Origin of the sequence: Plasticicumulans sp., from assembly GCF_035331805.1 — a bacterium.
GTDB lineage: Bacteria > Pseudomonadota > Gammaproteobacteria > Competibacterales > Competibacteraceae > Plasticicumulans.
This window is the reverse complement of record NZ_DAOLKE010000009.1, coordinates 2,499-29,170: the sequence shown is the minus strand read 5'-3', so window position 1 is coordinate 29,170 and position 26,672 is coordinate 2,499. Positions and strand designations below refer to the sequence as shown.

Below are 26,672 nucleotides of genomic sequence, written 5' to 3'. Positions count from 1 at the left end.
TCGCGCGACACCTTCGCCGCTGCCGCGCGCAGCACGTCGAGGCCGGCGCCGTGCCGGTGCGCGTGCGTCGACAGATATTGCCGCCACGCGCGCGCACCGGGCACGCCCTGGAACAGACCGAGCAGGTGGCGCGTGAGGTGTGCGAGTCGCCCGCCGCGGGCCAGATGCCGTTCGACGTAGGGTTCGAAGGCGGCGAGCACGTCGTGGCGGCTGCGCGGCATCGGGGCATCGCCCCAGAGGGCCGCATCGGCTCCGGCGAGCAGCCAGGGGTTCTCGTAGGCGGCGCGGCCGATCATGACGCCGTCGGCCCATTCGAGGTGCTGGCGGGCCTGCGCCAGCGTCTGCACGCCGCCGTTGAGGCTGATCGAAAGCTGCGGGCAGTCGCGCTTGAGCTGCGCGGCGACCTCGTAGCGCAGCGGCGGGATCTCGCGGTTTTCCTTCGGCGACAGGCCCGAGAGCCAGGCCTTGCGCGCGTGGATCACGAACACCGTGCAGCCGCCGGCGGCGACGGTTTCGACGAAGTGCAGCAGCTGCTCGTAGCGGTCGAGCTCGTCGATGCCGATGCGCGTCTTCACGGTCACCGGCACGTGTGCCGGCACCGCGGCGCGCATCGCGGCCACGCAGTCGGCGACGAGTGGCGGCTCGGCCATCAGGCAGGCGCCGAAGCGCCCTTCCTGCACGCGGTCCGACGGGCAGCCGCAGTTCAGGTTGATCTCGTCGTAGCCGAAGTCATCGACCGCGAGGCGCGCGCAGGCGGCGAGGGCCTGCGGGTCGGAGCCGCCGAGCTGCAGCGCCAGCGGGTGTTCGGCGGCGTCGAAGCCGAGGTGCCGGGCCGGGTCGCCGTGCAGGATGGCGCCGGTCGTGACCATCTCGGTGTACAGCAGCACGCGCTGCGACAGCAGGCGCGCGAAGTAACGGAAGTCGCGCGTCGTCCAGTCGAGCATCGGCGCGACCGACAGGCGGCGGGCAGGGGCGAGCGGGTCATGCGGCGCGCCGGCAGCGGGCTGCATGCCGGCGCCGTTGCGCGGGCTCCGATCCTGCTGCGGCGTGCGCAGCGCTGCGGCATCCGGGGCGGCTGCGAGCGGGCCGGTCATCATTCCTCGCCCTCGCTGCCACGGCTCTCGCCGCTTTCCTTCGCCAGCAGTCCGGGGTGCTCGATCAGCGTCTGCGCGCGCCAGAGGGCCGCGTAGCGCTGGCGGTAGGGCTGGACGATGACCGCGAGCGCGGCCTGCTCCGGATCGAGCTCGTCGTGGCGCACGATCAGCGCGCCCTGCGGGTGCGCGCGCGCCCATTCGAGCTCGCTGCCGCGCGTGATGACTTCGAGTGGCTGCCTCAGCCGGCCCGGGAACTGGAATTCGCCGTGGTACTTGCCGGGATGCGCGACCGTGACGCCTTCGGCCTGCAGCCGGCCGATCGCCTGCGCCACCGGGCTGCCGTCGAGTGCGGCGGTCGCCGGCCGGGCGATGCCGGCATACAGCAGCGTGCCGAGCAGGGCCGGCAGGACCGCGAGCCACAGCCCGGCCCGGCGCGTGCGCAGCAGCGGTGCCCAGGCCAGACCGAGCCCTGCCACCGCAAGGCCCCAGAGCGGCGACACCGTGCCGACCCAGTCCGGCCAGCGGTAGTGATCGACGAAGGACGGCGCCAGCGCGAGCAGCACGCCGAGTCCGACGATCGGCGTGATGACGAGCGCGACCGCGAGGCGTCCGGGCTGGCGATCGCAGGCGCCGAGTGTCAGCGCGCGCGCTGCCGGCAGCAGCAGCGCCGGCAGCAGCGGCAGCAGGTAATGCACCTGCTTGCCGCTGACCGCCGAGAAGATCAGGAAGCCGGGCACGAAGCAGGCGAGGCAGAAGCGCAGGGCGCTGCCGCCGGCTTCGGTCTTCAGCGCCGGCAGCGCACGCCACAGCGGCAGCCACAGCGTCCACGGCAGCAGGATCAGCGGCAGCACCGGCAGATACCACCAGAACGGCCGCTGATGCGCGAAGGCCTGCACCATGCGTCCGGCCGTCTGCCCCCACAGGATCGCGCCGCGGTACTCGGCACCGCCGGCGATCGCCGCCGGCACCGCCCAGGCGAGCGCGAGCGCGAAGCCGCCGAGCAGCGACAGGCCGAGTGCGCGATACCAGCGCCGCCAGTCGGGGCGGGCCTCGACGATCCACAGCGGGGCGAGCAGTGCCGGCGGCAGCAGGTAGACGAGCACGGCCGGTCCCTTGGTCAGCCCGCCGAGCCCGAGGCCGAGCGCGTACAGCAGCCAGTCGCGCCGCCGCCCGCCCGAGCGCCAGGCACCGGCGAGCCCGGTCAGGCCGAGCAGCACGCAGACGCTCATCAGCAGGTCGAACATCAGCATCGTGCCGAACAGCGCGTAGTACAGGCCGCCGTACAGCAGCCACGGTGCGCAGCGGCGCGGGCCGGGATCCTGCGGCCACAGCCGGGCGGCCAGCACGGCGAGCAGCGGCAGGTTCGCGAAGGCCGCAAGCGCCGTGACCAGCCGCGCCTGCGCATCGCCGATGCCGAACACCGCCCACGACAGCTCGATCAGCCAGAACAGCAGCGGCGGCTTGTGGCTGTACGGTTCGCCGTTGAGGTGCAGCACCAGCCCGTCGCCACGGGCCCACATCTCCCAGGCGACGGCCGCATAGCGCGTCTCGTCGATCGGCACCAGCGAGCGCGTCGACAGCGCGACCGCCGTCAGCAGGCCCCAGACGGCGAGCCAGCCGGCGAGGTGCAGCAGCGTGCGCAGCGGGGCGCCGGCGGTCGGGGCGGTGGACATCGGGGGCTCCGGGTGGAAATGACGACGCCCGGTGCAGGCCGGGCGCGGGGGCGGAATCAGGCGTCGGCGAAACGCCGCCGCGGGCTCAGGCGGTCGAGCTGCCGGTCACGGTAGTCGTCCCGGTGTCGTCCTCGCCGTGACGGTCGGCCTGCCGGTGCTGGCGGATCAGCGCCAGATTGCGCAGGTAGACGATCACGCCGAAGCTCTGGCCGAGGATGATGACCGGGTCGCGCTGGAACAGCGCATAGGCGAGCAGCAGCAGGCTGCCGCTCATCGACAGATACCAGAAATGGATCGGATTGACCGGCCGCCCGGCGCGCTCCGAGAAGTACAGCTGCACGACGAAGCGGCCGGTGAACAGGCACTGGCCGATCATGCCGACCGTCGACCACAGCGGATGCGCATTGGTCAGCGCATGCGTGACCGGCAGCGGCGTCGAGGCCCAGCCGGTGGCGAGCGCCAGGCTCGCGAGCGTCAGCCACGGCCACAGGAAGAACGTGCCGTGTCCGCGCTCGTGGCGGTGGATGATTTCGAGGTTGCGCAGGTAGATCGCCAGGCCGGCCGCCTGTCCGAGCACGATGACGGCATCGCGCTGGTGGGTCGCATACGCGAGCAGCAGCGTCGAGCCGGCGATGCTGAAGTACCAGAAGTGGATCGGCATCAGGCTGCGCCGGGCGCGCTCGGACAGGATCCACTGCACGAGGAAGCGTGCCGAGAACGCCGCCTGCGCGACGAGTCCGACGACGAACCAGATCGGGTCCAGCTTGAACATCATTCGATCTCCGGCACGCGCGCGCGCCGCTGCAGCCACATCACGCCGAACAGGTCGACGATGCCGACGGCGAGCCGGTCGAGCGTGCCGTACTTGGACACGCCGCGCGTGCGGTGGCGGTGGTTGACCTCGACCGACACCAGCTCGTAGCCGGCGCGGCGCACCAGTGCCGGCAGGAAGCGGTGCATGTGGTCGAAGTAGGGCAGTTCGAGGAATACCGCGCGTTCGAAGACCTTCAGGCCGCAGCCGGTGTCCGGCGTGGCATCGCCGAGCAGGCGCGAGCGCACGCCGTTGGCGATCTTCGAGGAGATGCGCTTGATCCAGGTGTCCTGACGCTTCCTGCGGTAACCGGCGGCCATGACGCGTTTCAGCGGGCGCGTCGGATCGGTCAGCACCGCGAGCAGCTTCGGGATGTCGGCCGGATCGTTCTGGCCGTCGCCATCGAGCGTCGCGATCCAGCGTCCGCGCGCGTGGCGGATGCCGGTGGCGACCGCCGTGCTCTGGCCGCAGGCGCGGGCGTGCGTGATCACGCGCAGCTGCGGCAGGCGCGTGGCGGCTTCGGCCAGGCGTGCCGCCGTGTCGTCGCGGCTGCCATCGTTGACGTAAATGATCTCGTAGTCCTCGCGCCCGGTCAGGGCGGCGACGATCTCGTCGATCAGCGGCGCGATGTTTTCGCCTTCGTTGTGGACGGGGACGACGACTGACAGCTGCATCGGGGTGACCGCGGCGGAAAAAAGTGCGCGGATTCTACGCGATGCACCGCAATGCTGCAGTGCAATATCAACGGCGCCACACCCCCTTTGCCCGCTTCTGGCCCGTTTCGGGCCCGCTTCGGGCCCATGGGGGCGACGGTCTGCACCGCGCGGGCGCAGACGGCAGGCTTCAGTGCACCCGCCAGTAGCGGCGATCGGCTTCGCGCCAGCGCGTGAGGAGCGGCGGCTCCGTGGCGTTCGCCGGCACGTCGAGCAGCAGCGCTCCGGCCGCGGCGGTGTCGTCGAGCTGCGCGCCGGCTGCTGCCCAGGCTGCGAGCACTTCGGGTTTCGGATGTCCCCAGCGGTTGCCGCGGCCCGTGGACAGCCAGATGCGTCCCGGCCCGACCGCGGCCAGCAGGCCGGCCGGGGGTGGCTTCGTGCCCTGATACGGGGCGAGCAGCGTATCGGCCGCAAGCCGGGCGCCGCCGGCCAGCAGCCGGCGGCTGCCGCCGGCATCGAGATCGGCGATCAGCAGCGCCGAACCGCCGGCGCCGCTGACCTTCAGCACGCAGCTGCGGGCCTCGCCGGCACCGTGACCGGGCGGCGGATGCAGCCATTCGAAGCGCACGTCATCCCAGATCCAGAAGCCGCCGGCCACGCAGCTTGCGGCGCCCTCGGCCGGCATCGCCAGCGGGTCGGGCACGAAGATCGCGCCGACCGGCAGCGCGGCGCGCACGCTGCGCGCACCGCCGATGTGGCTGGCGTCGAGGTGTGTCAGCACCAGCGCATCGACCCGGCGGATGCCGCGGGACTGCAGGTAGGGCAGCACGACGAGCCGGCCGGCATCGGTCGAGCCGAGCCGCGGGCCGGCGTCAAACAGCAGCGTGTGGCCGGCGGTCTCGACGACGACGGCGAGGCCGCTGCCGGCATCGAGCGAGGCGAGCCGGAAGCCGCCGGCCGGCGGATGCGGCCAGTCCCAGGCGAGCAGCGGCAGGCAGAGCAGCAGCCCGAGCCGGCGCGACGGAAAGCCCGGCGGCGCCAGCCACCACGCGACGCCGGGCAGCGCCAGCGCAAGTGTCCACAGCGGCGGGGTCGGCACGACGCGCGCCGCCCAGTCGGGGCGGGCGAGGGTGTCGAGCGCGCCGAGCAGCAGCCGGGTCGTGAGTCCGGCAAGATCGAGCAGCGGTCCGGCCAGCGTGTCGGACGCCAGACTCGCGAGCAGCCCGGCCAGCGCGAACGGCACGATCAGCAGATCCGCCCACGGGATCGCCAGCAGGTTCGCGAGCGGCGACACCAGCGGCAGCTGTCCGAACAGCACGATGGTCGCCGGCAGCATGCCGAGACTGATCGCCCACTGCAGGCGCAGCGCCAGTGCCGTCGGCCCGCGCCCGTCCAGACGGCCGGCGTGCAGGTACAGGATCAGTGCCACCGCGCCGAAGGACAGCCAGAAGCCGTAGGACAGCGGCGCCAGCGGATCGCCGAGCAGCACGGCGATGAGCGCCAGCGCCAGCGTGCGCGTCGACAGCAGCTCGCGCCCGGCGAGCAGCGCGAGGCTGCCGACCGCGACCATGATCAGGGCCCGGCGCACCGGCAGGCCCATGCCGGCAATCAGCGCATAGCCGAGCGCGCTCAGCAGCGCCGCCAGCGCGCCGGCCCGCACCGGTGCCAGCCGCGCCGCGAACCCCGGCAGCCGTGCCCAGAGCGCACGCACTGCGACGAACATCAGGCCGGCGACCAGCGCGATCTGCTGGCCGGAGATCGCCATCAGGTGCGTGGTGCCGGTGCGACGGAAGGTTTCCCACTGATGCGTGCTGATCGCGCCTTCCTCGCCGATCGTCAGTGCAGCGAGGATCGCGGTGCCGGGGTCGGCCGGGCGCAGGCGCTGCAGCGCGGCAGCGAAGCGGGCGCGCAGGCGGTCGATGAGATGCGCCTCGGCACCGGCCAGCCGTGCGGGCGGGGGCTGGCTGCGCACGCTGCCGCGCGCGACGACGCCGCTGGCGTACAGATGCCGCTCGCGGTCGAAACCGCCGGGATTGGCGAAGCCGTAGGGCGCACGCAGCCGCGCCGTGAAGCGCCAGCGCTCGCCGACCTGCGGCAGGTCTTCGGCCGGGGCCTCGTACCATGCAAGCCGCACGCGTCCGGCCAGCGGCACGAGCGTGGCGTCGGCGGCGCGGGCCTCGGTGGTTTCGAGTTCGAGTTCGAGCCGCCGGTGATCGTGTTCGGGCAGCGCAGCGATGCGGCCTTCGAGAACGAAGGTCTGTCCGTCGTACGCCGGGGGCAGTGCCAGCCCCGGGTCGGGCAGGCGCCACAGCGTCCACAGCAGACCGGACAAGGCCACTGCCGGCAGGCGCAGCGGCCACGGCAGGCGTGGCCACAGCGCCAGCGCCGCGACCAGGGGCAGCGCGATGCACCAGTTGCGTGCCGGCAGCAGCGGCAGCGCGTGGACTGCCAGCGTGCCCAGGAGCAGCGCGAGGGCGGCCGTGCGCATCGGGCGGCATCCGTGCCGGTGCGCCGCTTCAGCCGCGGCTCAGCGTGCCGGCATCGAGCCGCCAGGTTGCATCGAGCCGCGCGGCGAGGTGCTCGTCGTGCGTGACGATGACGAACGAGGTCGAGCGTTCGCGGTTCAGCTCCAGCATCAGCTCGAACACGGCCTCGGCGTTGTGGCGGTCGAGGTTGCCGGTCGGCTCGTCGGCGAGCACGCATTCGGGGTCGGTGACCAGCGCCCGCGCGATCGCCGCACGCTGGCGCTCGCCGCCGGAGAGCGCGCCGGGCTTGTGCGCGAGCCGGTGACCGAGGCCGACGCGTTCGAGCAGCCGGCGCGCGGCGGCCTGCGCGAGCGCCGGCTTCTCGCCGCCGATCACGCGCGGGATGGCGACGTTCTCGAGGGCGGTGAATTCCGGCAGCAGGTGATGGAACTGGTAGACGAAGCCGAGCCGGCGGTTGCGCAGCCGCCCGCGCGCGGCGTCCGACAGCCGGGCGATGTCGTGATCGCCGATCCAGACCTCGCCGCGCGTCGGCCGGTCGAGACCGCCGAGCAGGTGCAGCAGCGTGCTCTTGCCCGAACCGCTGGCGCCGACGATCGCGACGCGCTGGCCGCGCGGCACTTCGAGGTTCACACCGGTGAACACCTCGACCTCGGTGTCGCCCTGGCGGAAGGTCTTGCAGAGGCCGACGGCGCGCAGCACCGGCGTGCCGGTCGCGAGTGCAGGGTCGAGCAGGGCGGCATCATTCATAGCGCAGGGCCTCCGCCGGCTGCGTGCGCGCGGCGCGCCAGGCCGGATACAGCGTCGCGAGCAGCGCCAGCACGAAGGCCACCGGCGCGATGGTCCAGACATCGCCCCACTGCAGCTGCGAGGGCAGCTCGGTGATCGGATAGACCTCGGGCGACAGGAACTTGATGTGCAGCAGACCTTCGAGCCAGGCGACCGCCTCGCGCACGTTCAGTGCCAGCGCCACGCCGCCGGCGACGCCGAGCGCGGTGCCGATGAAGCCGATGATCGTGCCCTGCACGACGAAGATGGTCATGATCCCGGCCGGCGTGACGCCGAGCGTACGCAGGATCGCGATGTCGGCCTGCTTGTCGGTGACGACCATCACCAGCGTCGAGACCAGATTGAAGGCCGCGACCGCGACGATCAGCATCAGGATCACGAACATCGCGGTCTTCTCGATCTGCACGGCGCGGAAGAAGTTGGCGTGCTCCTGCGTCCAGTCGCGCACCCAGTAGGCGCCGGGCAGCTCGCTGCCGATCTCGCGCACGATCAGCGGCGCGCGGAACAGGTCCTTCAGCTTCAGGCGCAGGCCCGAGACCGAGCCTTCCATCTGCAGCAGCTTCGCGGCGTCATCGATGTGGATCAGCGCCAGTCCGCTGTCGTACTCGTACATGCCGGATTCGAAGATCGCGACCACGTCGAAGCGCTTCAGCCGCGGCAGCACGCCGGCCGGCGTGACGTTGGCCTGCGGCACCAGCACCGTGACCTTGTCGCCGATGCCGACGCCGAGGCGCTGCGCGAGCCAGCGCCCGAGCACGATGCCGAAGCGCCCGGGCTGCAGATCGTCCCAGCGTCCGGCGGTGATCTTGGTGGCGATGTCGGAGACGCTCTGCTCCTCGTCGGGCAGCACGCCCTGGACGATGGTCCCGGCCGTGGCGCTGCCGGCGCTCAGCATCGATTCGGCGCGGATGTACGGGGCGCTGGCGACGACCTCGGCGCTGGCGGTGGCGGCCTTGCGCACCTCGCGCCAGTCATCGAGCCGGCCGGCGACACCGGAGATCGTCGCGTGCGCGGTCATCGCCAGGATGCGTTCGCGCACCTCCTGCTGAAAGCCGTTCATGACCGACAGCACCGTGATCAGCGCCGTGATGCCGAGCGCGATGCCGAGCATCGACGACGCGGAGATGAACGAGATGAAGTGATTGGAGCGTTTGGCCCGCACGTAACGCAGGCCGATGAACACTTCCAGCGGCTGGAACATCCTGAGCATGCGAGGGGATACCGGGTGACGGGGACGGCCCGCCGCCCGGCGAGAGGGCGGCGGGGCCGGCGGAGTATACCGGCCGGCCCCGCGGCAGACGGCTTAAGGCTTCTTGACCGGAGCTGCCGGTGCAGCCGGAGCGGCCGCAGGTGCAGGCATCGCCGGGGCCGGCGCCGGGGTGGCAGCGGCGGCCGGCGTGTCGACGGTCAGCCGGTCGCGGTTGGCCTCGACGATCTTCGGTCCGATGCCCGGGACCTTCTCCAGCTCATCGACCGACTTGAACGGGCCGTTCTGTTCGCGCCAGGCGACGATGGCCTCGGCCTTCTTCGGACCGACGTTCTGCATGACGGTCGCGAGTTCCGCGGCGGTGGCGGTGTTGATGTCGAGCGGGGCTGCAACGGAAATGGTGAACCACAGGCCGAGCAGGCAGCCCAGCAGCGGCTTGAGCAGGTGATGGAACAGCTTCATGACGGATTCCTCCCGATGGATGTCCGGATGGCCGGGAGGCGGGGCCGGTGCGATCCGGACCCTGAGGCTTCCCTGCCATGTCAGCCGGAGGGCTGACGGGGTTCAGGCTAGATCGCCGTCCTGAAACTTCGGTTGCATGGATGAAACTTCATGTCCTGCCGATATTTGCGAGCCCGGCAGCGATGTCGGCGAGCGCAGCGGCCGGGTCGGGCGCGCCGGTGACCGGCCGGCCGATGACCAGATAATCGGCACCGGCCGCGAGCGCGTCGGCCGGGGTCATCGTGCGCCGCTGGTCGCCGGCCTCGCTGCTCGCCGGCCGGATGCCGGGCGTCACCAGCCGGAAGGCCGGGCCGCACAGCGCCCGCAGCCGGGCGGCTTCCTGCGCCGAGCAGACCACGCCATCGAGGCCGCAGTCGCGCGACAACGCGGCCAGCCGGTCGACCTGCGTGGCCGGCTCGATGTCGAGTCCGGTTTCGGCGAGATCGGCACGCTCCAGACTGGTCAGCACCGTCACCGCGATCAGCAGCGGCGGACGCACCGGGGCAGCGACGGCCGCGCGCGCGGCTTCGAGCATGCGCCGTCCGCCCGAGGCATGGACGTTGACCATCCAGACCCCGAGCCCGGCGGCCGCGCGCACGGCTCCGGCGACGGTGTTCGGGATGTCGTGGAACTTGAGGTCGAGGAACACCTCATGGCCGCGCTGCTGCAGGGCCTCGACCAGCGCCGGTCCGGCGGCCGTGAACAGTTCCTTGCCGACCTTGAGCCGGCACAGCGCCGGGTCCAGCCGTGCCGCCAGCGCCAGCGCCGGCGCGGCCTGCGGGTAATCGAGCGCGACGATCAGGCGCGGGTCGCGCGCCTGCGGGGACGGGGTGGTCATCGGGGCAGAATCTCCGGCGGGGGACGGGCAGGCGGGGGCTTCAGGGATTGCGGCGCAGGCGATCGGGGATCGGCTTGACGGTGTTCCAGCGCTTGCAGCCCGGACAGGACCAGTGCAGCGTGCGTCCGACGAAGCCGCAGTTGTCGCAGCGGTAACGCGGGCCGAGATCGGTCACCTGCCGGCCGATGCGCAGCAGCAGTTCGAGGTCCCCGGCGCGCGCCGGCTGCTCGGCGGCGAGTCGCAGATCGATCAGCGTGCGCAGCCCCTCGGTCGAGGGGTGCTGCGCGACCTCGGCTTCGAGGAAGACAAGCGCAGCCTCCGGACCTTCCCGTTCGCGCAGCGCCTGCGCGAGGGCTCCGGTGACACTGCCGACGTGATACTGGTTGACCAGGCCGCGCAGCAGTGTCACCCAGTCGGCCTGCCGGTGGAGCTGCGCGTAGCAGCGCTGCAGGGGGCCGAGCACTTCGGGCAGGTATTCCGGGGCTCGCGTGACCACGCGCGTATAGGCGTCGAGCGCACCCGCCGGATTGCCGTCCGAAAGCTCCAGCCGGCCGCGCAGGATCGCGGCCCGCGCACAGCGCTCGTCATGGACCAGGGCGCGGTCGAGCCAGCTGCGGGCCGTGGCGCGATCACTGGCACGCACGGCCTCTTCGGCCAGTTCGCAGCAGTAATGTGCGGCCACGATGCGCATCGGCGTGCCGGTGGCCCGCTCGACCTCGTCGCAGGCGTCGAGTGCCCGCTGCCACTCGCGCTCCTGTTCGTAGATCGACAGCAGTCGTACCAGTGCCCGCGAGCGGTAATCGGGAAGTTCGAGCAGTTCGCTGAACAGTTGCTCGGCGCGGTCGAACAGGCCTGCGCGCAGATAGTCCTCACCGAGTTCGAGGCGCGCACGGCCGCGCTGGCCGGCACTCAGCTGCGCACGGCGCAGCAGCTCGCTGTGGATGTGCAGCGCGCGGTCGACCTCGCCGCGCCGGCGGAACAGGCTGCCGAGCGTCAGCTGGATATCGACGGCATCGGGGTCGGCCTCGACCATGCGGCCGAAGACCTCGATGGCGCGATCGGGCTTCTCATCGAGCAGATAGTTGAGGCCGCGGAATACGTCGTTCGGCGGCGTCTCCTTGCGCTCGAGACTGCGTGCCGCGGCCCACCAGCCCGAGGCTGCCGCCACCGGCAGCAGCAGCCAGAGCAGTTCGAGCATGCGGTCCGGCTCAGGTGCCCGGCTGCCTGGCGCGCAGGCGCTCGATCTCGAACTGCCGGGCCTCGACCTCACGGCGCAGCGACGCGGCGCGCAGGCGCAGCGGCACCATCGCCAGCGTGCCGACCGCGACCGCGACCAGGATGCCGACCGTGAAGGCAGCGACCACGACCAGCGCCAGCGGCAGTGACACCGTGCCGAGCAGGTAATTGACGGTCACCGGCGCGGAGTTGACCGCCGAGAATTCGATGCCGACGACGAGCACGAGCAGGAACAGCAGGATGCCGACGATGCGAAACATGGATCAGGGTGCTCCACGGGCAGCAGGACGGACGCCATCCCGGCGTCGGGGACAGACGGAAATTGGCTCAGGACAGCACGGACGGCACCGCTACCGGCATGCCGTCCGCACGAGGACGGGTGTTCAGGCCGGTTCGGCGATGCGGGCGGTCGGGCGCGGATCGTCGTTTTCGATCGAGGCGTTGACGCGCTCGCGCAGTTCCTTGCCGGGCTTGAAGTGCGGCACGAACTTGCCGGGCAGCGTCACGGCGTCGCCGGTCTTGGGATTGCGACCGACGCGCGGCGGCCGGAAATGCAGCGAGAAACTGCCGAAGCCGCGGATTTCGATGCGGTCACCGCCCGACAGCGACTGGCTCATCTGTTCGATCATCACCTTGGCGGCGTTTTCGACGTCCTTGTAACTGAGGTGGCTCTGCTTGCGGGCCAGCAGTTCGATCAGTTCCGATTTGGTCATGGATGATGTTCCGGCAGTACTCGAAAAATGGGGTTCCGGCGGTTCTGCGGGGCAGCGGCGGATGCCGCCATGGAGTGGTCCGGGACGGTGCCGATGCCGTCCCGGACCGCGGGCTCGCGCGGGATCAGTCCTCGCGACCCATCTGCTCCTTCAGCAGGTCGCCGAGCGTCGCGCCGGTGGCGGACTTGCGGCTGTAGTCCTGCAGCACCTCGGCTTCCTCGGCGTATTCCTTGGCCTTGATCGACAGCGTGATCGTGCGGTTCTTGCGATCGACGCCGATGAACTTGGCCTCGATCTCCTCGCCGTCCTTCAGCACCGTGCGGGCATCCTCGATGCGCTCGCGCGCCAGTTCGGAGACACGCAGCGTGCCTTCGACGCCGTTGCCGAGATCGATCACCGCGCCGCGGGCATCGACCGAGGCGACACGGCCCTTGACGATGCTGCCCTTCGGGTTGTCGGCGACGAAGTTCGAGAACGGATCCTTCTCGAGCTGCTTGATGCCGAGCGAGATGCGCTCGCGCTCCGGATCCACGGCGAGCACGACCGCCTCGACTTCCTGGCCCTTCTTGTAGTCACGCACGGCCTCTTCGCCGGGGACGTTCCAGGAGATGTCGGACAGGTGCACGAGGCCGTCGATGCCGCCGTCGAGACCGATGAAGATGCCGAAGTCGGTGATCGACTTGATCTTGCCGCTGACGCGATCGCCCTTGTTGTGGGTCGCGCAGAACTCGTCCCACGGGTTCGGCTGGCACTGCTTCATGCCGAGCGAGATGCGGCGGCGGTCCTCGTCGATGTCGAGCACCATGATCTCGACTTCGTCGCCGATGCTGACGACCTTGCCCGGGTTGACGTTCTTGTTGGTCCAGTCCATTTCGGAGACGTGGACCAGACCCTCGACGCCTTCCTCGATCTCGACGAAGCAGCCGTAGTCGGCGATGTTCGTGACCTTGCCGAACAGGCGGGTGCCGACCGGGTAGCGGCGGGCGAGTGCGACCCACGGATCGTCGCCGAGCTGCTTCAGGCCGAGCGAGACGCGGTTGCGCTCGCGGTCGAACTTCAGCACCTTGACCTCGACCTCGTCACCGACGGCGACGACTTCGGACGGGTGCTTGACGCGCTTCCACGCCATGTCGGTGATGTGCAGCAGGCCGTCGATGCCGCCGAGGTCGAGGAACGCACCGTAATCGGTGAGGTTCTTGACCACGCCCTTGACGATCTGGCCTTCCTGCAGGCTTTCGAGCAGCGCCTCGCGCTCGGCGCTGTACTCCTGCTCGACCACGGCGCGGCGCGAGACCACGACGTTGTTGCGACGGCGGTCGAGCTTGATGACCTTGAATTCGAGTTCCTTGCCTTCGAGGTAGGCGGCGTCGCGCACCGGACGCACGTCGACCAGCGAACCCGGCAGGAAGGCGCGGATCTCGCCGATGTCGACCGTGAAGCCACCCTTGACCTTGCCGCTGATCGTGCCGCGCACGATCTCGTCGCCTTCGAAGGCGCCTTCGAGCACGCTCCAGACGCGGGCGCGCTTGGCCTTCTCGCGCGACAGGCGGGTTTCGCCGAAGCCGTCCTCGATCGCATCGAGCGCGACTTCGACCTCGTCACCGATCTTGACTTCGATGACGCCGTCGTCGTTCAGGAACTGTTCGAGCGGGATCAGACCCTCGGACTTCAGGCCGGCGTTGACGACCACCGAATCGCCGCGGATGTCCACGACCTTGCCCATGACGATGGAACCCGGGACCATCTGGCTCTGGGACAGGCTCTGTTCAAACAGCTCGGCAAAACTTTCGGACATGTGTTGGAACCCGGAAGAAAATGAAGAACCTTCACAGGCAGGGCCTGTTCGGGTTTTCGGTTGCGTTGTCGGCACGTTGTCAGCGCGCCACCGTTTCACTGCCGTTTCGCCGCGGCTCGAATCAGGCCGCTGCGAAACCCCTGACCGGTTTTTCAGGACCGGTCCTGCTGCCCGGGAACGTGCAGACGTCCGGCGACCAGCGCCAGCGCGCGGTCGCGGACGGCATCGATGCCGAGGTCATCGGTATCGAGGATCACCGCATCCGGCGCCGGTTTCAGCGGCGCGCTGGCGCGCCCCGCGTCACGGGCGTCGCGCTCGGCGATCTCCGTTTCGAGCGCGGCGAGGTTAGCATCGACTCCCTTCTCGCTCAACTGCTTATGTCGGCGCCGCGCGCGTTCGGCGGGGCTTGCGACCAGAAAGATCTTCAGCGGGGCATCGGGAAACACGACCGTGCCCATGTCGCGGCCGTCGGCGACCAGGCCGGGCGCGCGGCGGAAATCGCGCTGGCGCTGCAGCAGCGCGGCGCGCACCTCGGGCACGATGGCGACCTTCGAGGCTGCCATGCCGGCCGATTCGGTGCGGATCGCAGCGGTCACGTCCTCGCCGGCGAGCAGGACGACGAGATCGTCCTCACCGCTGTCGAAGCGCACGTCGAGCGTTGCGGCCACCTGCGCGAGCCCGCCGGCATCGTCGTCGCGCAGGCCGGCGCGGGCGGCGGCGAGCGCCGTCAGCCGGTACAGCGAGCCGGAATCGAGCAGGTGAAAGCCGAGGGCTTCGGCGAGGCTCCGGCACAGCGTGCCCTTGCCGACGCCGCTCGGGCCGTCGACGGCGATGACCGGCACGGTTTCCTTCATGCGCTGCGCTCCGCGCGCACGTCGATGCCGGCCGTGCGCGCCAGTTCGACGAAGCCCGGGAACGAGGTGTCGACGAAGCCGGCGTCGCGGATCACGTGCGTGCCGGCGCCGCGCAGGCCGGCGATCGTGAAGCTCATCGCGATGCGGTGGTCGTGGTGCGTGGCGATCTCGGCGCCGCGCGCGAAGGCGCCGCCCTGGATGACGATGCCGTCGGCGGTCGGGCGCGCGTCAATCCCCATCGCCACGAGGCCGTCGGCCATGACCTGGATGCGGTCGGATTCCTTGGCACGCAGTTCCTCGGCTCCGGTCAGCACGGTTTCGCCCGCGGCGCAGGCGGCGGCGACGAACAGCACCGGGAACTCGTCGATCGCGAGCGGCACGAGGGCCTCGGGAATGCGGATGCCCCGCAGCGGCGCGGCGCGCACGCGCAGGTCGGCGACCGGCTCGCCGCCGACGGTGCGCGGGTCCTGCACCTCGATGTCGGCGCCCATCAGCCGCAGGATGTCGATGACGCCGGTGCGCGTCGGATTGATGCCGACGTGTTCGAGCGTGAGATCCGAGCCCGGCGCGATGCTGGCCCCGACCAGGAAGAAGGCCGCCGAGGAGATGTCGGCCGGCACGTCGATCGCGGTCGCGCCGAGCCGGTGGCCGCCGCCGACCGAGAACGTGCGCTCGCCCTCGCGCACGAGCGGATAGCCGAAGCCTTCGAGCATGCGTTCGGTGTGATCGCGCGTCGGTGCCGGTTCGGTCACGCGCGTCGTGCCGCTCGCGTACAGGCCGGCGAGCAGCAGGCAGGACTTGACCTGCGCACTCGCCATCGGCAGCACGTAGTCGATGCCGTGCAGCCCGCTCGCACCGCGGATGTGAAGCGGTGCCGTGCCGCGCTCGGTGGTTTCGATGCGCGCGCCCATCTGCGCGAGCGGCGCGGTCACGCGCTTCATCGGCCGCTTCGACAGCGAGGCGTCGCCGGTCAGCACCGTGTCGAAGGCCTGGCCGGACAGGATGCCGCTCATCAGCCGCATCGAGGTGCCGGAGTTGCCCATGTCGAGCGGCCCGGCCGGTGGCTTCAGACCGTGCAGGCCGACGCCGTGGATGGTGACGCGCCCGGCCGCAGGGCCGTCGATGCGCACGCCCATCGCGCGGAAGGCGTTCAGCGTCGCCAGGCAGTCCTCGCCTTCGAGGAAGCCGCTGACCTCGGTGACGCCATCGGCCAGCGATCCGAACATGATCGAGCGGTGCGAGATCGACTTGTCACCCGGCACGCGGATGCGGCCGGTCAGCCGGCCGCCGGGCTCGACGACGAAGCGGGTTTCGGACATGGCGGGATTCCTGCGGGGGCTGCGCGGCGCGAAGGCGCGCAAGGTACACCGCACGGCGCGCGCGCAAAAGCCCGCGCGCCGTGTCCGGACCGCCTTCGCCGTCAGCCCTCGATCGTCAGGTACACCAGCGTCTGGTTCAGCAGCTGGTAGGCGATCTCGCCGAAGGTCGCCGGCCCGCGCATCGGGCCGGTGTGCCGGCCTTCGAGGTTCGAGTACAGGTAGTTCAGGATGCAGTTGCAGCTGAAGGTCACCGGCGGCACGTCGGCCGGCAGCGCGGCGAGGAAGCGGGCGACGTAGTCGTCGATCGGCGCGGCGATGCGGTACTCGATGTCCGGGAACACCGGCGCGTAGAAATCGACGCGCCCGGCCTCGACGCTCTTGATGCTGACGTTGACCATCGCGCCGCAGTAGTCGGCGACCAGCGGCAGGCGCGTGTCGGTGCCCTGACGGCGCAGCCAGGCGGCGAAATCCTGCTCGACGCCATCGACCAGCACCTTCGCCGCCGAGAAGCCCTTGTCGGTGAAGCGCAGGCCGGGGCCGCTGCCGGGGCGAAACAGGTTGACGATCTCGATGCGCGCGTAGCGCGGTTCGGGCAGGCGCGCATGCAGCACGACCGCGCGTTCCTCGCAGCCCTCGCCGCGGCTGCCGTCGAACACCTTCGGCGTGGCGCGGCCGAGGTCGTCGAGATGCACGCCGGCGATCCAGCCGATCAGCGGCTTCAGGTACATGTCCTCGTAGTTCGGCGCGTTGCGCGCGAACAGCGAATGCACCTCCGAGAACGCCGGCAGGATCATCACCGAGAAGCCCTCGGCCGGCGCGTCGGCGCAGACGTGCGCGAGGCTCGCCGCGTCGTAGAGCCGGATCGAATCGACCTCGACCTCGGCCGGCAGCCGCGTGCAGAACAGCCGCTCGCGGCTGCTGGTGCCGCCGTCGGCCGCGACGAAGTACGGGATCGTGCCGCCGATCCAGGTGCCGCGCGGCAGGCGTGCCAGCAGGGCCTCGTCACCGGCGAGCAGCAGGCGTTCGCCGGCGAGGATCAGCGCCGACACCGCGTCCACGTCGAGCAGATCGCCGAGGTCGGCGCCCGGTGCGCGGACCGGCAGCGTCGTACCGGAGTTCATCATCACGCTTCCTCCCTGAGGGCGCTGGCGCGCAGCTGCTGCAGTTCGGCACCGAGCATGCGCAGGTTCTTGACGAAGAAACGGTGCAGCTCGCGCGCCTTCAGCCGTCGCGATTCGTCATCGGGCATGGCCTCGTACTGGCTGCGCACGCGCGTCAGCAGCAGCTTGAGGCTCAGCACGCCGATGTCGATGCTGATGTCGCCGCCGGCGAGCCGGCCCCAGACCGGATCGTCGGCCTCGGGCAGGCCGGGCGCCGCTCCGGCGGCCGGACCCGCGCCGGTGTCGGGCGCCGCGCCTGCGGCGTCGAGCGGACTGACCCGCACGCTGCGGGTTTCGAGGCTGCGCTTGAGCCGCCAGATCTCGCCCGGGTCGACGCCGAACAGCCGGCAGATGCCTTCGAGGCTGACGCCTTCGGCGAGCAGCCGCGTCAGGCGCGCCGACATCGCGCGCGTGAACGGCTGCTCCGGCTCGCCGGTCCATTCGTAGCGCTCGAGGCTGACGCTCGCCGGCGCGACCACGCGCACGACGTAACGGAAGCCGGCGAGGTTCAGGTGCCGCCATTCGCCGCGCTCGACGGCCGGGGCCGAAGGCTTGCGCACCAGGCCGAACCAGGTGCGCGGCGCGGCCAGCCCGACCTCGACCTCGCAGCGACGGCCATGGATGTCGGTGCGCACGGCGCGGATTTCCCACGGCTCGTGCAGTTCCAGCAGTTGTTCCAGCAGTTGGTGATCCGTACGCATGGTGAGACGACTCTCCTCCCGATCCCTGATGGTCAGCGCCCAGGTGTGTGGTGGTGACGGGCGCGGTTCTGTGAGGCCCTTTCCGGGGCGACCGCTGCCGTGGTCTGGATGATGTCCGTTGCCGGTACGGAACACGCTTACCCCTGCAACGCTGGTGCCATTCTGGTCTGACCATGACGGATCAGTGGCTTGCAGCTGAAGCCGTGGTGCGGGAATGACCGGACGCTGCATGCGCGCCCGCGTGGCTGTGCCAGCGGCGTGACAGCCGGTGACGCCGGCCCCGCAAAAGCAGACGGGCCGGAGGACCGGCCCGTCATGGGGGAGGCGGTGGCGGGGCGCCGGGTGGCGCCCGCCGGGTTCAGGCGCCGTACTGCGCCGCGGCGAACTCCCAGTTGACCAGGTTCCAGAAGGCCTCGACGTACTTCGGCCGCAGGTTGCGGTAGTCGATGTAGTAGGCGTGCTCCCAGACGTCGCAGGTCAGCAGCGCGGTCTTGCCCGAGGTCATCGGCGTGCCGGCGTTCGAGGTGCTCATCAGCTCGACCGAGCCGTCGGCGTTCTTGACCAGCCAGGCCCAGCCGGAGCCGAAGGTGCCGACCGCGCACTTGCTGAATTCTTCCTTGAAGGCCGCGAACGAACCGAACTTGGCGTTGATCGCAGCGGCGAGCGCGCCCGCGGGTTCACCGCCGCCGTTCGGCGACAGGCAGTTCCAGTAGAAGGTGTGGTTCCAGACCTGCGCGGCGTTGTTGAAGATGCCGCCGGAGGACTTCAGCACGATGTCCTCAAGGCTCAGCGTCTCGAAGTCGGTGCCCTTGATCAGGTTGTTGAGGTTGGTGACGTAGGCGTTGTGATGCTTGCCGTAGTGATACTCCAGCGTTTCCGCGGAGATGTGCGGCTGCAGGGCATCCTTCGCGTACGGCAGGGCGGGCAGTTCATGGGCCATGGTCGGTGTCTCCTTGTGGCTTGAGGCTCGTTTTCAGGGAATGACCGCTACGGAACGGCGGGGCGAGCGTTGCGGCGGACCGCAGGGAATGGGAACCCGGGCGCCGGGCCCGTGTTCCCGGATTCGGCGGGGGGAGGACACGCCGCGGAGTCTATGCAGGCGGGTATGTCAGTTCAACGACGGCCGCGCGCGCAGGGTGCGTGCTAGGCTGGCCGCCCCCCTCGGATACCGATACGGAGCTGGCGACGACATGTGCGGCATCTGCGGCGAACTGCGCCTAGACGGCAATCGTCCCGACCCCGACCTGCTGCAGCGCATGACCGACCGGCTCGCGCGCCGCGGGCCGGACAGCGCCGGGCACTGGCAGGACGGCCCGCTCGCCTTCGGCCACCGGCGCCTCGCGATCATCGACCTCTCGGCGCGCTCGAACCAGCCGATGCTCGATGCCGCCGCCGGGCTCGCGATCGTGTTCAACGGCACGATCTACAACTACCGCGAGCTGCGCGCCGAGCTGCAGGGGCGCGGCCACACGTTCGCATCGAGCGGCGACACCGAGGTGATCCTGAAGGCCTACGCCGAGTGGGGCGAGCGCTGCGTCGAGCGCCTGATCGGCATGTTCGCGTTCGCGATCCGCAACCTGCGCACGCAGGAGCTGTTCCTCGCCCGCGACCGGCTCGGCATCAAGCCGCTGTACTACGCGCGCACGCCGGCGGCCTTCCGCTTCGCGTCGAACGTGCAGGCGCTGCTCGAAGCCGCCGACATCGACACCGGGGTCGATCCGGTCGCGCTGCACTTCCAGCTGACGCTGCACGCCGTGGTGCCGGCCCCGCGCACGGTGCTCGCCGGCGTGCGCAAGCTGCCGCCGGCCACGACGCTGACCATCCTTGCCGATGGCCGCGAGCGTCAGCAGACCTACTGGACGCTCGCCGCCGCACGTCCGGTCATGGCGAGGTCCGACGACGAATGGCTCGAAGCCGTGCACGAGCGCCTGCTCACCGCCGTGCGCCGGCGCATGGATGTCGCCGACGTGCCGGTCGGCGTGCTGCTCTCGGGCGGGCTCGATTCCAGCCTGCTGGTGGCGCTGCTCGCCGAGGCCGGCAAGGAGAAGCTGCTGACCTTCTCGGTCGGCTTCGAGGACCAGCCCGAGGAGAAGGGCTCGGAGTTCGAGTATTCCGATCAGGTGGTCGCGCGCTACGCGACCGATCACCACAAGTTCCTGATCCCGAACGGCGAGGTGCTCAAGCGCCTGCCCGAGGCCGTCACCTGCATGGCCGAGCCGATGGTCGGCCAGGACGCGGTGGCCTTCTTCCTGCTGTCCGAGCAGGTCTCGAAGCACGTCAAGGTCGTGCAGAGCGGGCAGGGGGCCGACGAGGTCTTCGCCGGCTACTTCTGGTATCCGCAGATGGCCGCGGCCGAGGGCGAGGACAGCCTCGCGCGCTTCGCGTCGCGCTACTTCGACCGCGATCACGCGGAGTTCCTGCAGGCGGTCGAGCCGCACTGGCACGGGGCCGATCACAGCAGCGAGCACATCCGGCGCCTGCTCGAAGCGCCCGGGGCCGACACCTACCTCGATCGCGTGCTGCGCATGGACGTGACGACGCTGATCGTCGATGACCCGGTCAAGCGCGTCGACAACATGACCATGGCCTGGGGGCTGGAGGCGCGCGTGCCCTTCCTCGATCACGAGCTGGTCGAGCTGGCGATGCAGGTGCCGCCGGCGCTCAAGCTCGCCGAGGGCGGCAAGGGCATCCTCAAGCGCCTCGCGCGCGGGCGCATCCCGGACGGCGTCATCGACCGGCCGAAGGGTTACTTCCCGGTGCCGGCGCTCAAATACGTGCGCGGCGAGTTCCTCGACTTCATGCACGGCGTGCTCGATACCCCGGCGGCGCGCGCGCGCGGCGTGTTCCGTCGGGAGTACCTCGACACGCTGTTCGCAGCGCCCGAAGCCTGGATGACGCGGCTGCAGGGCAGCAAGCTCTGGCACGCCGCGCTGTTCGAACTGTGGTTCCAGCTCAACGTCGACCCGGTTCGCGGCTCGCGAAGCTGATTCCCCTGCGGGGCGTGTGCTTGTCCGCGTCCGGCGTGCGCGTACACTGCCGCCCCGTTCCCCAGAGCGCCGGGACCGCCCGGCGCGCCGCAGAGGTAAAGAACGATGGACGACGTCCTCAAGCGCATCGATGAACAGGTCAAGAACAACCCCGTGCTCATTTATATGAAGGGCACGCCGCAGTTCCCGCAGTGCGGCTTCTCGATGCGCGCGGCCCAGGCGCTCGCCGGCACCGGCAAGCCGTTCGCGTACGTGAACGTGCTCGAAGACCCGGAAATCTTCCAGAACCTGCCGCGCTACGCCGACTGGCCGACCTTCCCGCAGATCTACATCGCCGGCGAACTCGTCGGCGGCTGCGACATCACCGTCGAGCTGTACCAGAACGGCGAGCTGCAGAAGATGGTCGACGCGGTCGCACCGGCCGAATAAGCCGCGGCGACGCGGTCTTCCCGCCTGCAACAGCCCGGCTGCGGCCGGGCTGTGTCGTTTCCGGCGGGCAGGTTCTGAAGGCGCGTCAGCCGCGGTGATAGCGCTGCGGCACGAACGGCATCGTCGTGACCGTCATCGGCACCGGCCGGCCGCGCACGAGGGCGGAAAGCTCCGTGCCGGGGGCTGCGCTCGCGGTCTCGACGTAGGCCATCGCCACCGGCTGGCCGGCGCTCGGGCCGAAGCTGCCGCTGGTGACGCAGCCGACCTCGCGGCCGCCGGCATCGAGCAGCGGTGCCCCCTCGCGCACCGGCGCGCGCGTGCTGCCGGCAAGGCCGACGCGCAGCCGCGCCGTGCCGGCGTCGAACTGCGCGAGGATGGTGTCCGCGCCCGGAAACCCGCCGGCGCGCGCACCGCCCGTGCGCCGCACCTTCTGGATCGCCCAGCCGATCGCCGCCTCGATGGGGGTCGTCGTCGGGTCGAGTTCGTGGCCGTACAGGCAGAGCCCGGCTTCGAGGCGCAGCGAATCGCGCGCGCCGAGACCGATCGGCGCGACCTCGGGCTCGGCGAGCAGCGCACGCGCCAGTTCGACGGCGCGGGCAGCCGGCACCGAGATCTCGAAGCCGTCCTCGCCGGTATAGCCGGAGCGGCTCGCGAAACACGGGATGCCGGCGACCTCCAGCGTGCGGAAGTCCATGAACTTCATGCCGGCGGCGGCCGGGGCCAGACGCAGGAACACCTCGGCGGCGGCCGGCCCCTGCAGCGCGAGCAGTGCGCGGTCGGCGAGTTCCGTGACCGTGACCGCCGGTTCGAGCCGCGCGCGCAGGTGCGCGAGGTCCTGCGCCTTGCACGCGGCGTTGACGACGAGGAACAGGTGATCGCCGGCGTTGACGATCATCAGGTCATCGAGGATGCCGCCGGCGTCGTTCGTGAATACGGCGTAGCGCTGGCGCCCGGCCGGCAGGCCGAGCACGTCGACCGGCACCAGGGTTTCGAGCGCGGCGGCGGCCTGTGCACCGTCGAGGCGCACCTGGCCCATGTGCGAGACATCGAACAGGCCGGCGGCCATGCGCGTGTGCTGGTGCTCCTTCAGCACGCCGGCGGGGTATTGCACCGGCATCGAGTAGCCGGCGAACGGCACCATTCTCGCGCCGAGTTCGAGGTGCAGGTCGTGGAGCGGGGTGCGGGCGAGACCGGTTTCGACAGCGCTCATGCAGGCATCTCCGGATCAGGGGCGGGGCGCTCAGCGCGTGCCGAGCAGGTTGCGCACGAAACCGGCCAGACCGAGGCCGACGAACATGAACAGCGTCCACCACGGCATCGACAGGTGGAACAGCTCCCAGTCGATCTTCGCGCACTCGCCGCTGCCCCGGAGCACGGTGTTCAGCAGGTCGGCGATCGGGAAGTTCTGCCACAGGTAATCGAGTCCCGGCCCGCAGGCCGGCACCTGCTCGGGCGGCAGGCTCTGCAGCCAGGCGTGGCGCGCGGCGATCGCCGCGCCGGCAGCGGCGACGAGCAGGATCAGCAGCGCATAGATGCGCGAGCCCCAGCCCTGCGGATCGTGCAGCGCGGCGATGATGAACACCGCGCCGAGCGCGATCAGCGCGATGCGCTGGAAGATGCAGAGCGGACAGGGTTCGAGGTGCAGGAAGTATTGCGCGTACAGCGCGTACATCATGCCGGCCAGGCAGGCGAGGAAACCCAGCATGTTCCAGAGCCGGGGCGACACCGGGCGCCGGGCAGCGGCGGGCGGGTTGGTCGTCATCGGAGGCAGACCTCGGACAGGAGCGGGAAGCGGAAAACGGGCATGCACGCCGGTGCGGATGACGGCGATTATCGCACCGGTGCAGGAATCACGGGCGCATGGCTGCTCAGCCGGTGCGCGGCCGGTCGCTGTGGCCGAGATCGCGCCCGGGGTCGATGCAATCGCGCACGCGCTGCTTGACCTCCTTGGCCTCCGGGAAGCGTCCCTCGGCCTTGCGCGACCAGATCGTCACGCCGTCGCAGCGCATCTCGAACACGCCGCCGGTGCCGGGAATCAGCGCCACCTCGCCGAGATCGGTATCGAAGGTGCTGAGCAGCTCCTGCGCGAGCCACGCGGCGCGCAGCAGCCAGCGGCACTGCGTGCAGTAGACGATCTCGATGCGCGGGCGGGCGGCGGGGGCGGGGTTCTTTACGGCGTCGGTGCCGGTGTCGGTGTTGGTGTCGGTCATGCGGTTCACTCGCTCAGGCGATCCAGAAAGCCCGTGCCACCCAGATTGCGCATCTGCGTGCGGATGTGGCGTTCGCGGGTGCGCACCGTGGCGTTCGGTGCCTCGACCCGGTACAGCCGCGGATTCGGCAGCACCGCCGCCAGCCGTGCGGCCTCGCCGGCGTCGAGGTCCCAGGCCGGCTTGCCGAAGAAGCGCTGCGCGGCGGCCTCGGCGCCGAAGGTGCGCGGACCGTACTGCGCGAGGTTCAGGTGCATCTCCAGGATGCGCCGCTTGCTCCAGCAGGCCTCGATCAGCAGCGTGAACCAGGCCTCCAGGGCCTTGCGCACGTAGCTGCGCCCGGACCACAGGAACAGGTTCTTCGCCACCTGCTGGCTGATCGTGCTCGCCCCGCGCAGCTTGCCGCCCTGATCGGCCGCGCTCAGTGCGCGCTCGATCTCGACGGTATCGAAGCCGTGATGCTCGGCGAAGCGCTGGTCCTCGCCGGCGAGCACGGCCAGCGCGAGCTGCGCCGAAATCGCCTCGTACGGCACCCAGCGGTATTCCGGCCAGCGTCCGGCCTCGTCGTCGAGGCGTACGGCGATCATGAACGCGCTGGTCACGGGCGCGAGCCAGCGCAGCGGCAGCACCAGCAGCAGCGACAGCAGCAGGCCGGCGAGCGGCAGGGCCAGCAGCAGCGTGCGCAGGCGCAGGCGGCGGCGCGGACCGGATTCGGGGGCGTGGTCGCTCATGCGCCGAGTATGCCCGGCGCGCGCGGCGGGCGGGCATGCGTAGAATCGGCGCACGCCCGTCGTCCGCAGGCAGCCATGTTCGATTTCAAGCGTCTGTCCATCCGCAACAAGCTCATGGCGATCATGCTGCTGACCACCGGCAGCGTGCTGGCGCTGGCGACGCTGGTGATGGTGGTCAACGAGGCGCTGACGCTGGAGCGCTCGACCCGCCAGCAGCTCGCCGCGCTCGCCGACGTGATCGCTGCCAGCGCCCGCGGGCCGATGTCGCTCAGCGATCCCGTCACCGCCTACGACATGCTCGAAGCCCTGCGCAGCAAGGGCAACATCGTCTACGCGCAGCTGCGCAACCCCGACGGCAGCGTGTTCGCCGAGTTCCGCCGCGAGCACGACGCGCGCATCCCGGACTACCCGCCGCCCGGCGACAGCGAGACCGGCGTGTTCCAGGAGGCCGGCCAGCTCATCCACTACCAGCGCCCGGTGCTGCTCGAATGGCGGCGCGTCGGCACGCTGCAGCTCGCCGCCGACTTCGGCGAGCTGTACGCGAGCCTCGGGCGCTACTCGCTGCTGCTGCTGATGATGATGCTGACCACCTTCACGTTCGCGGTGCTGATCGCCGCCAAGCTGCAGCGCCTGATCTCCGAGCCGCTGCTCGCGCTGCACGCCGCGACCCAGCGCGTGCGCGAGCAGCGCGACTACAGCGTGCGCGTGCATCACGATGCCGATGACGAGACCGGGGCACTGGTGCGCGGCTTCAACGACATGCTCGAACAGATCCGCCAGCGCGACCTCGAACTGGCGCGGCTGGCCGAGCGTCTCGGCGCCGAGGTCGAGCACCGCACGCAGGAGCTCTCCGGGGCCAACCGCGAGCTGCAGTCGATGGTCGGGGAGCTGCGCAGCGAGAAGGAGCGGGCCGAGGCGGCGAGCCTCGCCAAGACGCAGTTCCTCGCCAGCATCAGCCACGAGATCCGCACGCCGATGAACGGCCTGCTCGGCATGGCCGAGCTGCTGCTGCACACCGCGCTCGATCATCGCCAGCGCCACCTCTCGACCATGATCCAGCGCTCCGGGCGCACGCTGCTCGGCATCATCAACGACATCCTCGACCAGTCGAAGATCGAGGCCGGGCGCCTCGAACTCGACGCCGAGGAATTCGCGCTGCGCGAGCATCTGGAGCAGACCATCGAGCTCTACGCCGAGGATGCCCGCCGCCACGGCCTGGCGTTTCGCGCCGACTACGCCCCGCACCTGCCGCGGCGCGTGATCGGCGATCCCGGGCGGCTCGCGCAGGTGCTCGGCAACCTGCTCGCCAACGCCATCAAGTTCACGCCGCACGGCTCGATCACCGTGCACGTCGATGCGCTGCCCGGTGCCGGTCCCGAGGTCACGATCGGCTGCGAGGTCATCGACACCGGCATCGGCATCGCCCCGGCCGACCAGGCGCGCATCTTCGAAGCCTTCACGCAGACCGACACCTCCGCCACCCGTCGCTACGGCGGCACCGGCCTCGGCCTGACCATCGCCCGCCAGATCGTGCAGCGCATGGGCGGGCACATCGGCCTGAGCAGCGCGCCCGATGCCGGCTCGACCTTCTGGTTCGCCGTGCAGCTGCGCCGCGTGCAGACGCCGGCGGCGCTGGAGGAGCACGCGCTGCGCAGCGCCCGCGTGCTGCTGGTCGGCCTCGGCGCCGTGCGCGAGCCGATCCACCGCTTCTTCCGGCTCTGGGGCGCACACGGCACCGATGTCGACAGCGCCGCCGAAGCCCTGGCGCTGATCGCCGGCGCGGCCGCGGCCGGCGAGCCGTTCCAGGTGGCGGTGGTCGGTGAGCGCCTGCCCGATCTCGGCAGCAGCGACTTCGCCGCCCACCCCGGCACGCAGGCGCTCGGGCTGGTGCTGCTGCACGCCGCCGATGCCACGGCGCCGGGCTGCGAATTCGGGCGCTGCGTGGCGCTGGCGCTGCCGCTGCGCGCCCGGCCGCTGCTGCGCGCGCTGGCCGCGAGCATTGCCAGCCTCGCCCCTGCGGCCGCCACCGATCCACCCCCGCCGGCGGTCACGCTGCTGACGCAGCCGAAGGCATTGCGGGCGCGCGTGCTGCTCGCCGAGGACAACCCGATCAACGAGGAGGTCGCGTGCATCATCCTCGGCGAACTCGGCTGCGAGGTGCACGCCGTCACCGACGGCCGCGCCGCGGTCGAGGCCTGGCGCGACGGCCACTGGGACATGATCTTCATGGATGGCCAGATGCCGGTGCTCGACGGCATCGGCGCCACCGCCGAAATCCGCCGGCTGGAGCAGGAGCTCGACCGCGCGCACACGCCGATCATCGCGCTGACCGCGCACGCCGTGCATGGTGATCGCGAACGCTATCTGCAGGCCGGCATGGACGACTACGTCAGCAAGCCGTTCACGCCCGAGGACCTCGAACGCGCGCTGGCGCAGTGGCTGGGGCCGGCCGATGCGCAGGCGGTGCTGCGGGCGGGCTGAGCGGGGGCTG

General features: G+C 70.8%; 25 protein-coding genes. 3 read left to right on the top strand and 22 right to left on the bottom strand.

The genetic code is table 11. The features are described 5' to 3' along the window. From dusA to PKE44_RS01770, 18 genes are all read right to left on the bottom strand, one after another. On the bottom strand, positions 1-1,010 hold a 1,010-nt coding region (gene dusA, locus PKE44_RS01855; protein WP_324547959.1), incomplete at its 3' end, for a tRNA dihydrouridine(20/20a) synthase DusA. An 83-nt stretch (positions 1,011-1,093) separates the two neighbouring features. Further along, entirely contained in the window at positions 1,094-2,767 is a 1,674-nt protein-coding gene (locus tag PKE44_RS01850) for a glycosyltransferase family 39 protein (protein ID WP_324547957.1), read from the bottom strand. A gap of 85 nt (positions 2,768-2,852) precedes the next feature. Further along, positions 2,853-3,539 (bottom strand): lipid-A-disaccharide synthase N-terminal domain-containing protein, encoded by a 687-nt coding sequence (locus PKE44_RS01845; protein WP_324547956.1) that lies wholly within the window; start codon positions 3,537-3,539, stop codon positions 2,853-2,855. After that, on the bottom strand, positions 3,539-4,252 hold the full coding sequence (locus PKE44_RS01840; protein WP_324547955.1) for a glycosyltransferase family 2 protein: 714 nt from the start codon (positions 4,250-4,252) through the stop codon (positions 3,539-3,541). The genes PKE44_RS01845 and PKE44_RS01840 overlap by 1 nt, the downstream gene beginning before the upstream one ends. A 169-nt stretch (positions 4,253-4,421) precedes the next feature. Continuing rightward, complete coding sequence (locus tag PKE44_RS01835; protein WP_324547954.1) at positions 4,422-6,719, bottom strand: DNA internalization-related competence protein ComEC/Rec2; 2,298 nt, start codon at positions 6,717-6,719, stop codon at positions 4,422-4,424. Positions 6,720-6,747: 28 nt separating this feature from the next. Further along, positions 6,748-7,464, bottom strand: a complete 717-nt coding sequence (gene lolD / locus PKE44_RS01830; RefSeq protein ID WP_324547953.1) for a lipoprotein-releasing ABC transporter ATP-binding protein LolD — start codon at positions 7,462-7,464, stop codon at positions 6,748-6,750. Further along, a complete protein-coding gene (locus tag PKE44_RS01825; RefSeq protein ID WP_324547958.1) occupies positions 7,457-8,704 on the bottom strand; it encodes a lipoprotein-releasing ABC transporter permease subunit in 1,248 nt (415 codons plus the stop codon). The genes lolD and PKE44_RS01825 overlap by 8 nt, the downstream gene beginning before the upstream one ends. A 102-nt stretch (positions 8,705-8,806) precedes the next feature. Further along, positions 8,807-9,172, bottom strand: a complete 366-nt coding sequence (locus PKE44_RS01820; protein WP_324547952.1) for a helix-hairpin-helix domain-containing protein — start codon at positions 9,170-9,172, stop codon at positions 8,807-8,809. 148 nt (positions 9,173-9,320) lie between these two features. Continuing rightward, positions 9,321-10,049 (bottom strand): orotidine-5'-phosphate decarboxylase, encoded by a 729-nt coding sequence (pyrF, locus tag PKE44_RS01815; protein WP_324547951.1) that lies wholly within the window; start codon positions 10,047-10,049, stop codon positions 9,321-9,323. A gap of 40 nt (positions 10,050-10,089) precedes the next feature. Beyond that, positions 10,090-11,247: a lipopolysaccharide assembly protein LapB gene (gene lapB, locus PKE44_RS01810; RefSeq protein WP_324547950.1), complete on the bottom strand. Its 1,158-nt coding sequence runs from the start codon at positions 11,245-11,247 to the stop codon at positions 10,090-10,092. Between the two features lie 10 nt (positions 11,248-11,257). After that, complete coding sequence (locus PKE44_RS01805; protein WP_324547949.1) at positions 11,258-11,545, bottom strand: LapA family protein; 288 nt, start codon at positions 11,543-11,545, stop codon at positions 11,258-11,260. 123 nt (positions 11,546-11,668) lie between these two features. Continuing rightward, a complete protein-coding gene (locus PKE44_RS01800) occupies positions 11,669-11,998 on the bottom strand; it encodes an integration host factor subunit beta (RefSeq protein ID WP_324547948.1) in 330 nt (109 codons plus the stop codon). A 124-nt stretch (positions 11,999-12,122) separates the two neighbouring features. Beyond that, a complete protein-coding gene (rpsA, locus tag PKE44_RS01795) occupies positions 12,123-13,793 on the bottom strand; it encodes a 30S ribosomal protein S1 (RefSeq protein WP_324547947.1) in 1,671 nt (556 codons plus the stop codon). A gap of 152 nt (positions 13,794-13,945) precedes the next feature. Continuing rightward, positions 13,946-14,647 (bottom strand): (d)CMP kinase, encoded by a 702-nt coding sequence (gene cmk, locus PKE44_RS01790; RefSeq protein WP_324547946.1) that lies wholly within the window; start codon positions 14,645-14,647, stop codon positions 13,946-13,948. Next, positions 14,644-15,966: a 3-phosphoshikimate 1-carboxyvinyltransferase gene (aroA, locus tag PKE44_RS01785; protein ID WP_324547945.1), complete on the bottom strand. Its 1,323-nt coding sequence runs from the start codon at positions 15,964-15,966 to the stop codon at positions 14,644-14,646. The genes cmk and aroA overlap by 4 nt, the downstream gene beginning before the upstream one ends. Before the next feature lie 101 nt (positions 15,967-16,067). Further along, complete coding sequence (locus PKE44_RS01780) at positions 16,068-17,087, bottom strand: hypothetical protein (protein ID WP_324547944.1); 1,020 nt, start codon at positions 17,085-17,087, stop codon at positions 16,068-16,070. A 2-nt stretch (positions 17,088-17,089) separates the two neighbouring features. Beyond that, positions 17,090-17,827 carry a hypothetical protein gene (locus tag PKE44_RS01775; RefSeq protein ID WP_324547943.1) on the bottom strand — a complete coding sequence of 246 codons (738 nt, stop codon included), beginning with the start codon at positions 17,825-17,827 and terminating at the stop codon, positions 17,090-17,092. Positions 17,828-18,185: 358 nt separating this feature from the next. Beyond that, on the bottom strand, positions 18,186-18,767 hold the full coding sequence (locus PKE44_RS01770) for a Fe-Mn family superoxide dismutase (protein WP_324547942.1): 582 nt from the start codon (positions 18,765-18,767) through the stop codon (positions 18,186-18,188). 250 nt (positions 18,768-19,017) lie between these two features. On the opposite strand from PKE44_RS01770, the gene PKE44_RS01765 reads away from it, so the two are divergent. Both PKE44_RS01765 and grxD read left to right on the top strand, forming a co-directional pair. Then, positions 19,018-20,814 (top strand): N-acetylglutaminylglutamine amidotransferase, encoded by a 1,797-nt coding sequence (locus tag PKE44_RS01765; protein WP_324547941.1) that lies wholly within the window; start codon positions 19,018-19,020, stop codon positions 20,812-20,814. Between the two features lie 105 nt (positions 20,815-20,919). Further along, positions 20,920-21,243 carry a Grx4 family monothiol glutaredoxin gene (gene grxD, locus PKE44_RS01760; protein WP_324547940.1) on the top strand — a complete coding sequence of 108 codons (324 nt, stop codon included), beginning with the start codon at positions 20,920-20,922 and terminating at the stop codon, positions 21,241-21,243. Positions 21,244-21,328: 85 nt separating this feature from the next. Here grxD and gcvT read toward each other — a convergent pair whose 3' ends face one another. The 4 genes from gcvT to mtgA all read right to left on the bottom strand — a co-directional run bounded on the left by gcvT (position 21,329) and on the right by mtgA (position 24,181). Continuing rightward, complete coding sequence (gcvT, locus tag PKE44_RS01755; RefSeq protein WP_324547939.1) at positions 21,329-22,453, bottom strand: glycine cleavage system aminomethyltransferase GcvT; 1,125 nt, start codon at positions 22,451-22,453, stop codon at positions 21,329-21,331. A 30-nt stretch (positions 22,454-22,483) separates the two neighbouring features. Next, positions 22,484-23,005, bottom strand: a complete 522-nt coding sequence (locus tag PKE44_RS01750; protein ID WP_324547938.1) for a disulfide bond formation protein B — start codon at positions 23,003-23,005, stop codon at positions 22,484-22,486. Between the two features lie 106 nt (positions 23,006-23,111). Then, positions 23,112-23,453 carry a SelT/SelW/SelH family protein gene (locus tag PKE44_RS01745; RefSeq protein WP_324547937.1) on the bottom strand — a complete coding sequence of 114 codons (342 nt, stop codon included), beginning with the start codon at positions 23,451-23,453 and terminating at the stop codon, positions 23,112-23,114. A gap of 5 nt (positions 23,454-23,458) precedes the next feature. Next, complete coding sequence (gene mtgA, locus PKE44_RS01740; protein ID WP_324547936.1) at positions 23,459-24,181, bottom strand: monofunctional biosynthetic peptidoglycan transglycosylase; 723 nt, start codon at positions 24,179-24,181, stop codon at positions 23,459-23,461. Between the two features lie 75 nt (positions 24,182-24,256). Between mtgA and PKE44_RS01735 the strand changes: the two genes are divergently transcribed. Beyond that, on the top strand, positions 24,257-26,662 hold the full coding sequence (locus PKE44_RS01735) for an ATP-binding protein (protein ID WP_324547935.1): 2,406 nt from the start codon (positions 24,257-24,259) through the stop codon (positions 26,660-26,662). Positions 26,663-26,672 lie beyond the last annotated feature (10 nt).

What these genes read in the sequence shown, in the direction of transcription:
- PKE44_RS01835 (WP_324547954.1), bottom strand. Translation starts at nt 6,719, where the DNA reads ATGCGCACGGCCGCCCTCGCGCTGCTCCTGGGCACGCTGGCAGTCCAC.
- rpsA (WP_324547947.1), bottom strand. Translation starts at nt 13,793, where the DNA reads ATGTCCGAAAGTTTTGCCGAGCTGTTTGAACAGAGCCTGTCCCAGAGC.
- lapB (WP_324547950.1), bottom strand. Translation starts at nt 11,247, where the DNA reads ATGCTCGAACTGCTCTGGCTGCTGCTGCCGGTGGCGGCAGCCTCGGGC.
- lolD (WP_324547953.1), bottom strand. Translation starts at nt 7,464, where the DNA reads ATGAATGATGCCGCCCTGCTCGACCCTGCACTCGCGACCGGCACGCCG.
- gcvT (WP_324547939.1), bottom strand. Translation starts at nt 22,453, where the DNA reads ATGAGCGCTGTCGAAACCGGTCTCGCCCGCACCCCGCTCCACGACCTG.
- PKE44_RS01805 (WP_324547949.1), bottom strand. Translation starts at nt 11,545, where the DNA reads ATGTTTCGCATCGTCGGCATCCTGCTGTTCCTGCTCGTGCTCGTCGTC.
- PKE44_RS01765 (WP_324547941.1), top strand. Translation starts at nt 19,018, where the DNA reads ATGTGCGGCATCTGCGGCGAACTGCGCCTAGACGGCAATCGTCCCGAC.
- PKE44_RS01825 (WP_324547958.1), bottom strand. Translation starts at nt 8,704, where the DNA reads ATGTTCCAGCCGCTGGAAGTGTTCATCGGCCTGCGTTACGTGCGGGCC.
- grxD (WP_324547940.1), top strand. Translation starts at nt 20,920, where the DNA reads ATGGACGACGTCCTCAAGCGCATCGATGAACAGGTCAAGAACAACCCC.
- aroA (WP_324547945.1), bottom strand. Translation starts at nt 15,966, where the DNA reads ATGTCCGAAACCCGCTTCGTCGTCGAGCCCGGCGGCCGGCTGACCGGC.
- PKE44_RS01800 (WP_324547948.1), bottom strand. Translation starts at nt 11,998, where the DNA reads ATGACCAAATCGGAACTGATCGAACTGCTGGCCCGCAAGCAGAGCCAC.
- PKE44_RS01745 (WP_324547937.1), bottom strand. Translation starts at nt 23,453, where the DNA reads ATGACCGACACCAACACCGACACCGGCACCGACGCCGTAAAGAACCCC.
- pyrF (WP_324547951.1), bottom strand. Translation starts at nt 10,049, where the DNA reads ATGACCACCCCGTCCCCGCAGGCGCGCGACCCGCGCCTGATCGTCGCG.
- PKE44_RS01775 (WP_324547943.1), bottom strand. Translation starts at nt 17,827, where the DNA reads ATGCGTACGGATCACCAACTGCTGGAACAACTGCTGGAACTGCACGAG.
- cmk (WP_324547946.1), bottom strand. Translation starts at nt 14,647, where the DNA reads ATGAAGGAAACCGTGCCGGTCATCGCCGTCGACGGCCCGAGCGGCGTC.
- mtgA (WP_324547936.1), bottom strand. Translation starts at nt 24,181, where the DNA reads ATGAGCGACCACGCCCCCGAATCCGGTCCGCGCCGCCGCCTGCGCCTG.
- PKE44_RS01820 (WP_324547952.1), bottom strand. Translation starts at nt 9,172, where the DNA reads ATGAAGCTGTTCCATCACCTGCTCAAGCCGCTGCTGGGCTGCCTGCTC.
- PKE44_RS01850 (WP_324547957.1), bottom strand. Translation starts at nt 2,767, where the DNA reads ATGTCCACCGCCCCGACCGCCGGCGCCCCGCTGCGCACGCTGCTGCAC.
- PKE44_RS01735 (WP_324547935.1), top strand. Translation starts at nt 24,257, where the DNA reads ATGTTCGATTTCAAGCGTCTGTCCATCCGCAACAAGCTCATGGCGATC.
- PKE44_RS01845 (WP_324547956.1), bottom strand. Translation starts at nt 3,539, where the DNA reads ATGTTCAAGCTGGACCCGATCTGGTTCGTCGTCGGACTCGTCGCGCAG.
- PKE44_RS01750 (WP_324547938.1), bottom strand. Translation starts at nt 23,005, where the DNA reads ATGACGACCAACCCGCCCGCCGCTGCCCGGCGCCCGGTGTCGCCCCGG.
- PKE44_RS01770 (WP_324547942.1), bottom strand. Translation starts at nt 18,767, where the DNA reads ATGGCCCATGAACTGCCCGCCCTGCCGTACGCGAAGGATGCCCTGCAG.
- PKE44_RS01840 (WP_324547955.1), bottom strand. Translation starts at nt 4,252, where the DNA reads ATGCAGCTGTCAGTCGTCGTCCCCGTCCACAACGAAGGCGAAAACATC.
- PKE44_RS01780 (WP_324547944.1), bottom strand. Translation starts at nt 17,087, where the DNA reads ATGAACTCCGGTACGACGCTGCCGGTCCGCGCACCGGGCGCCGACCTC.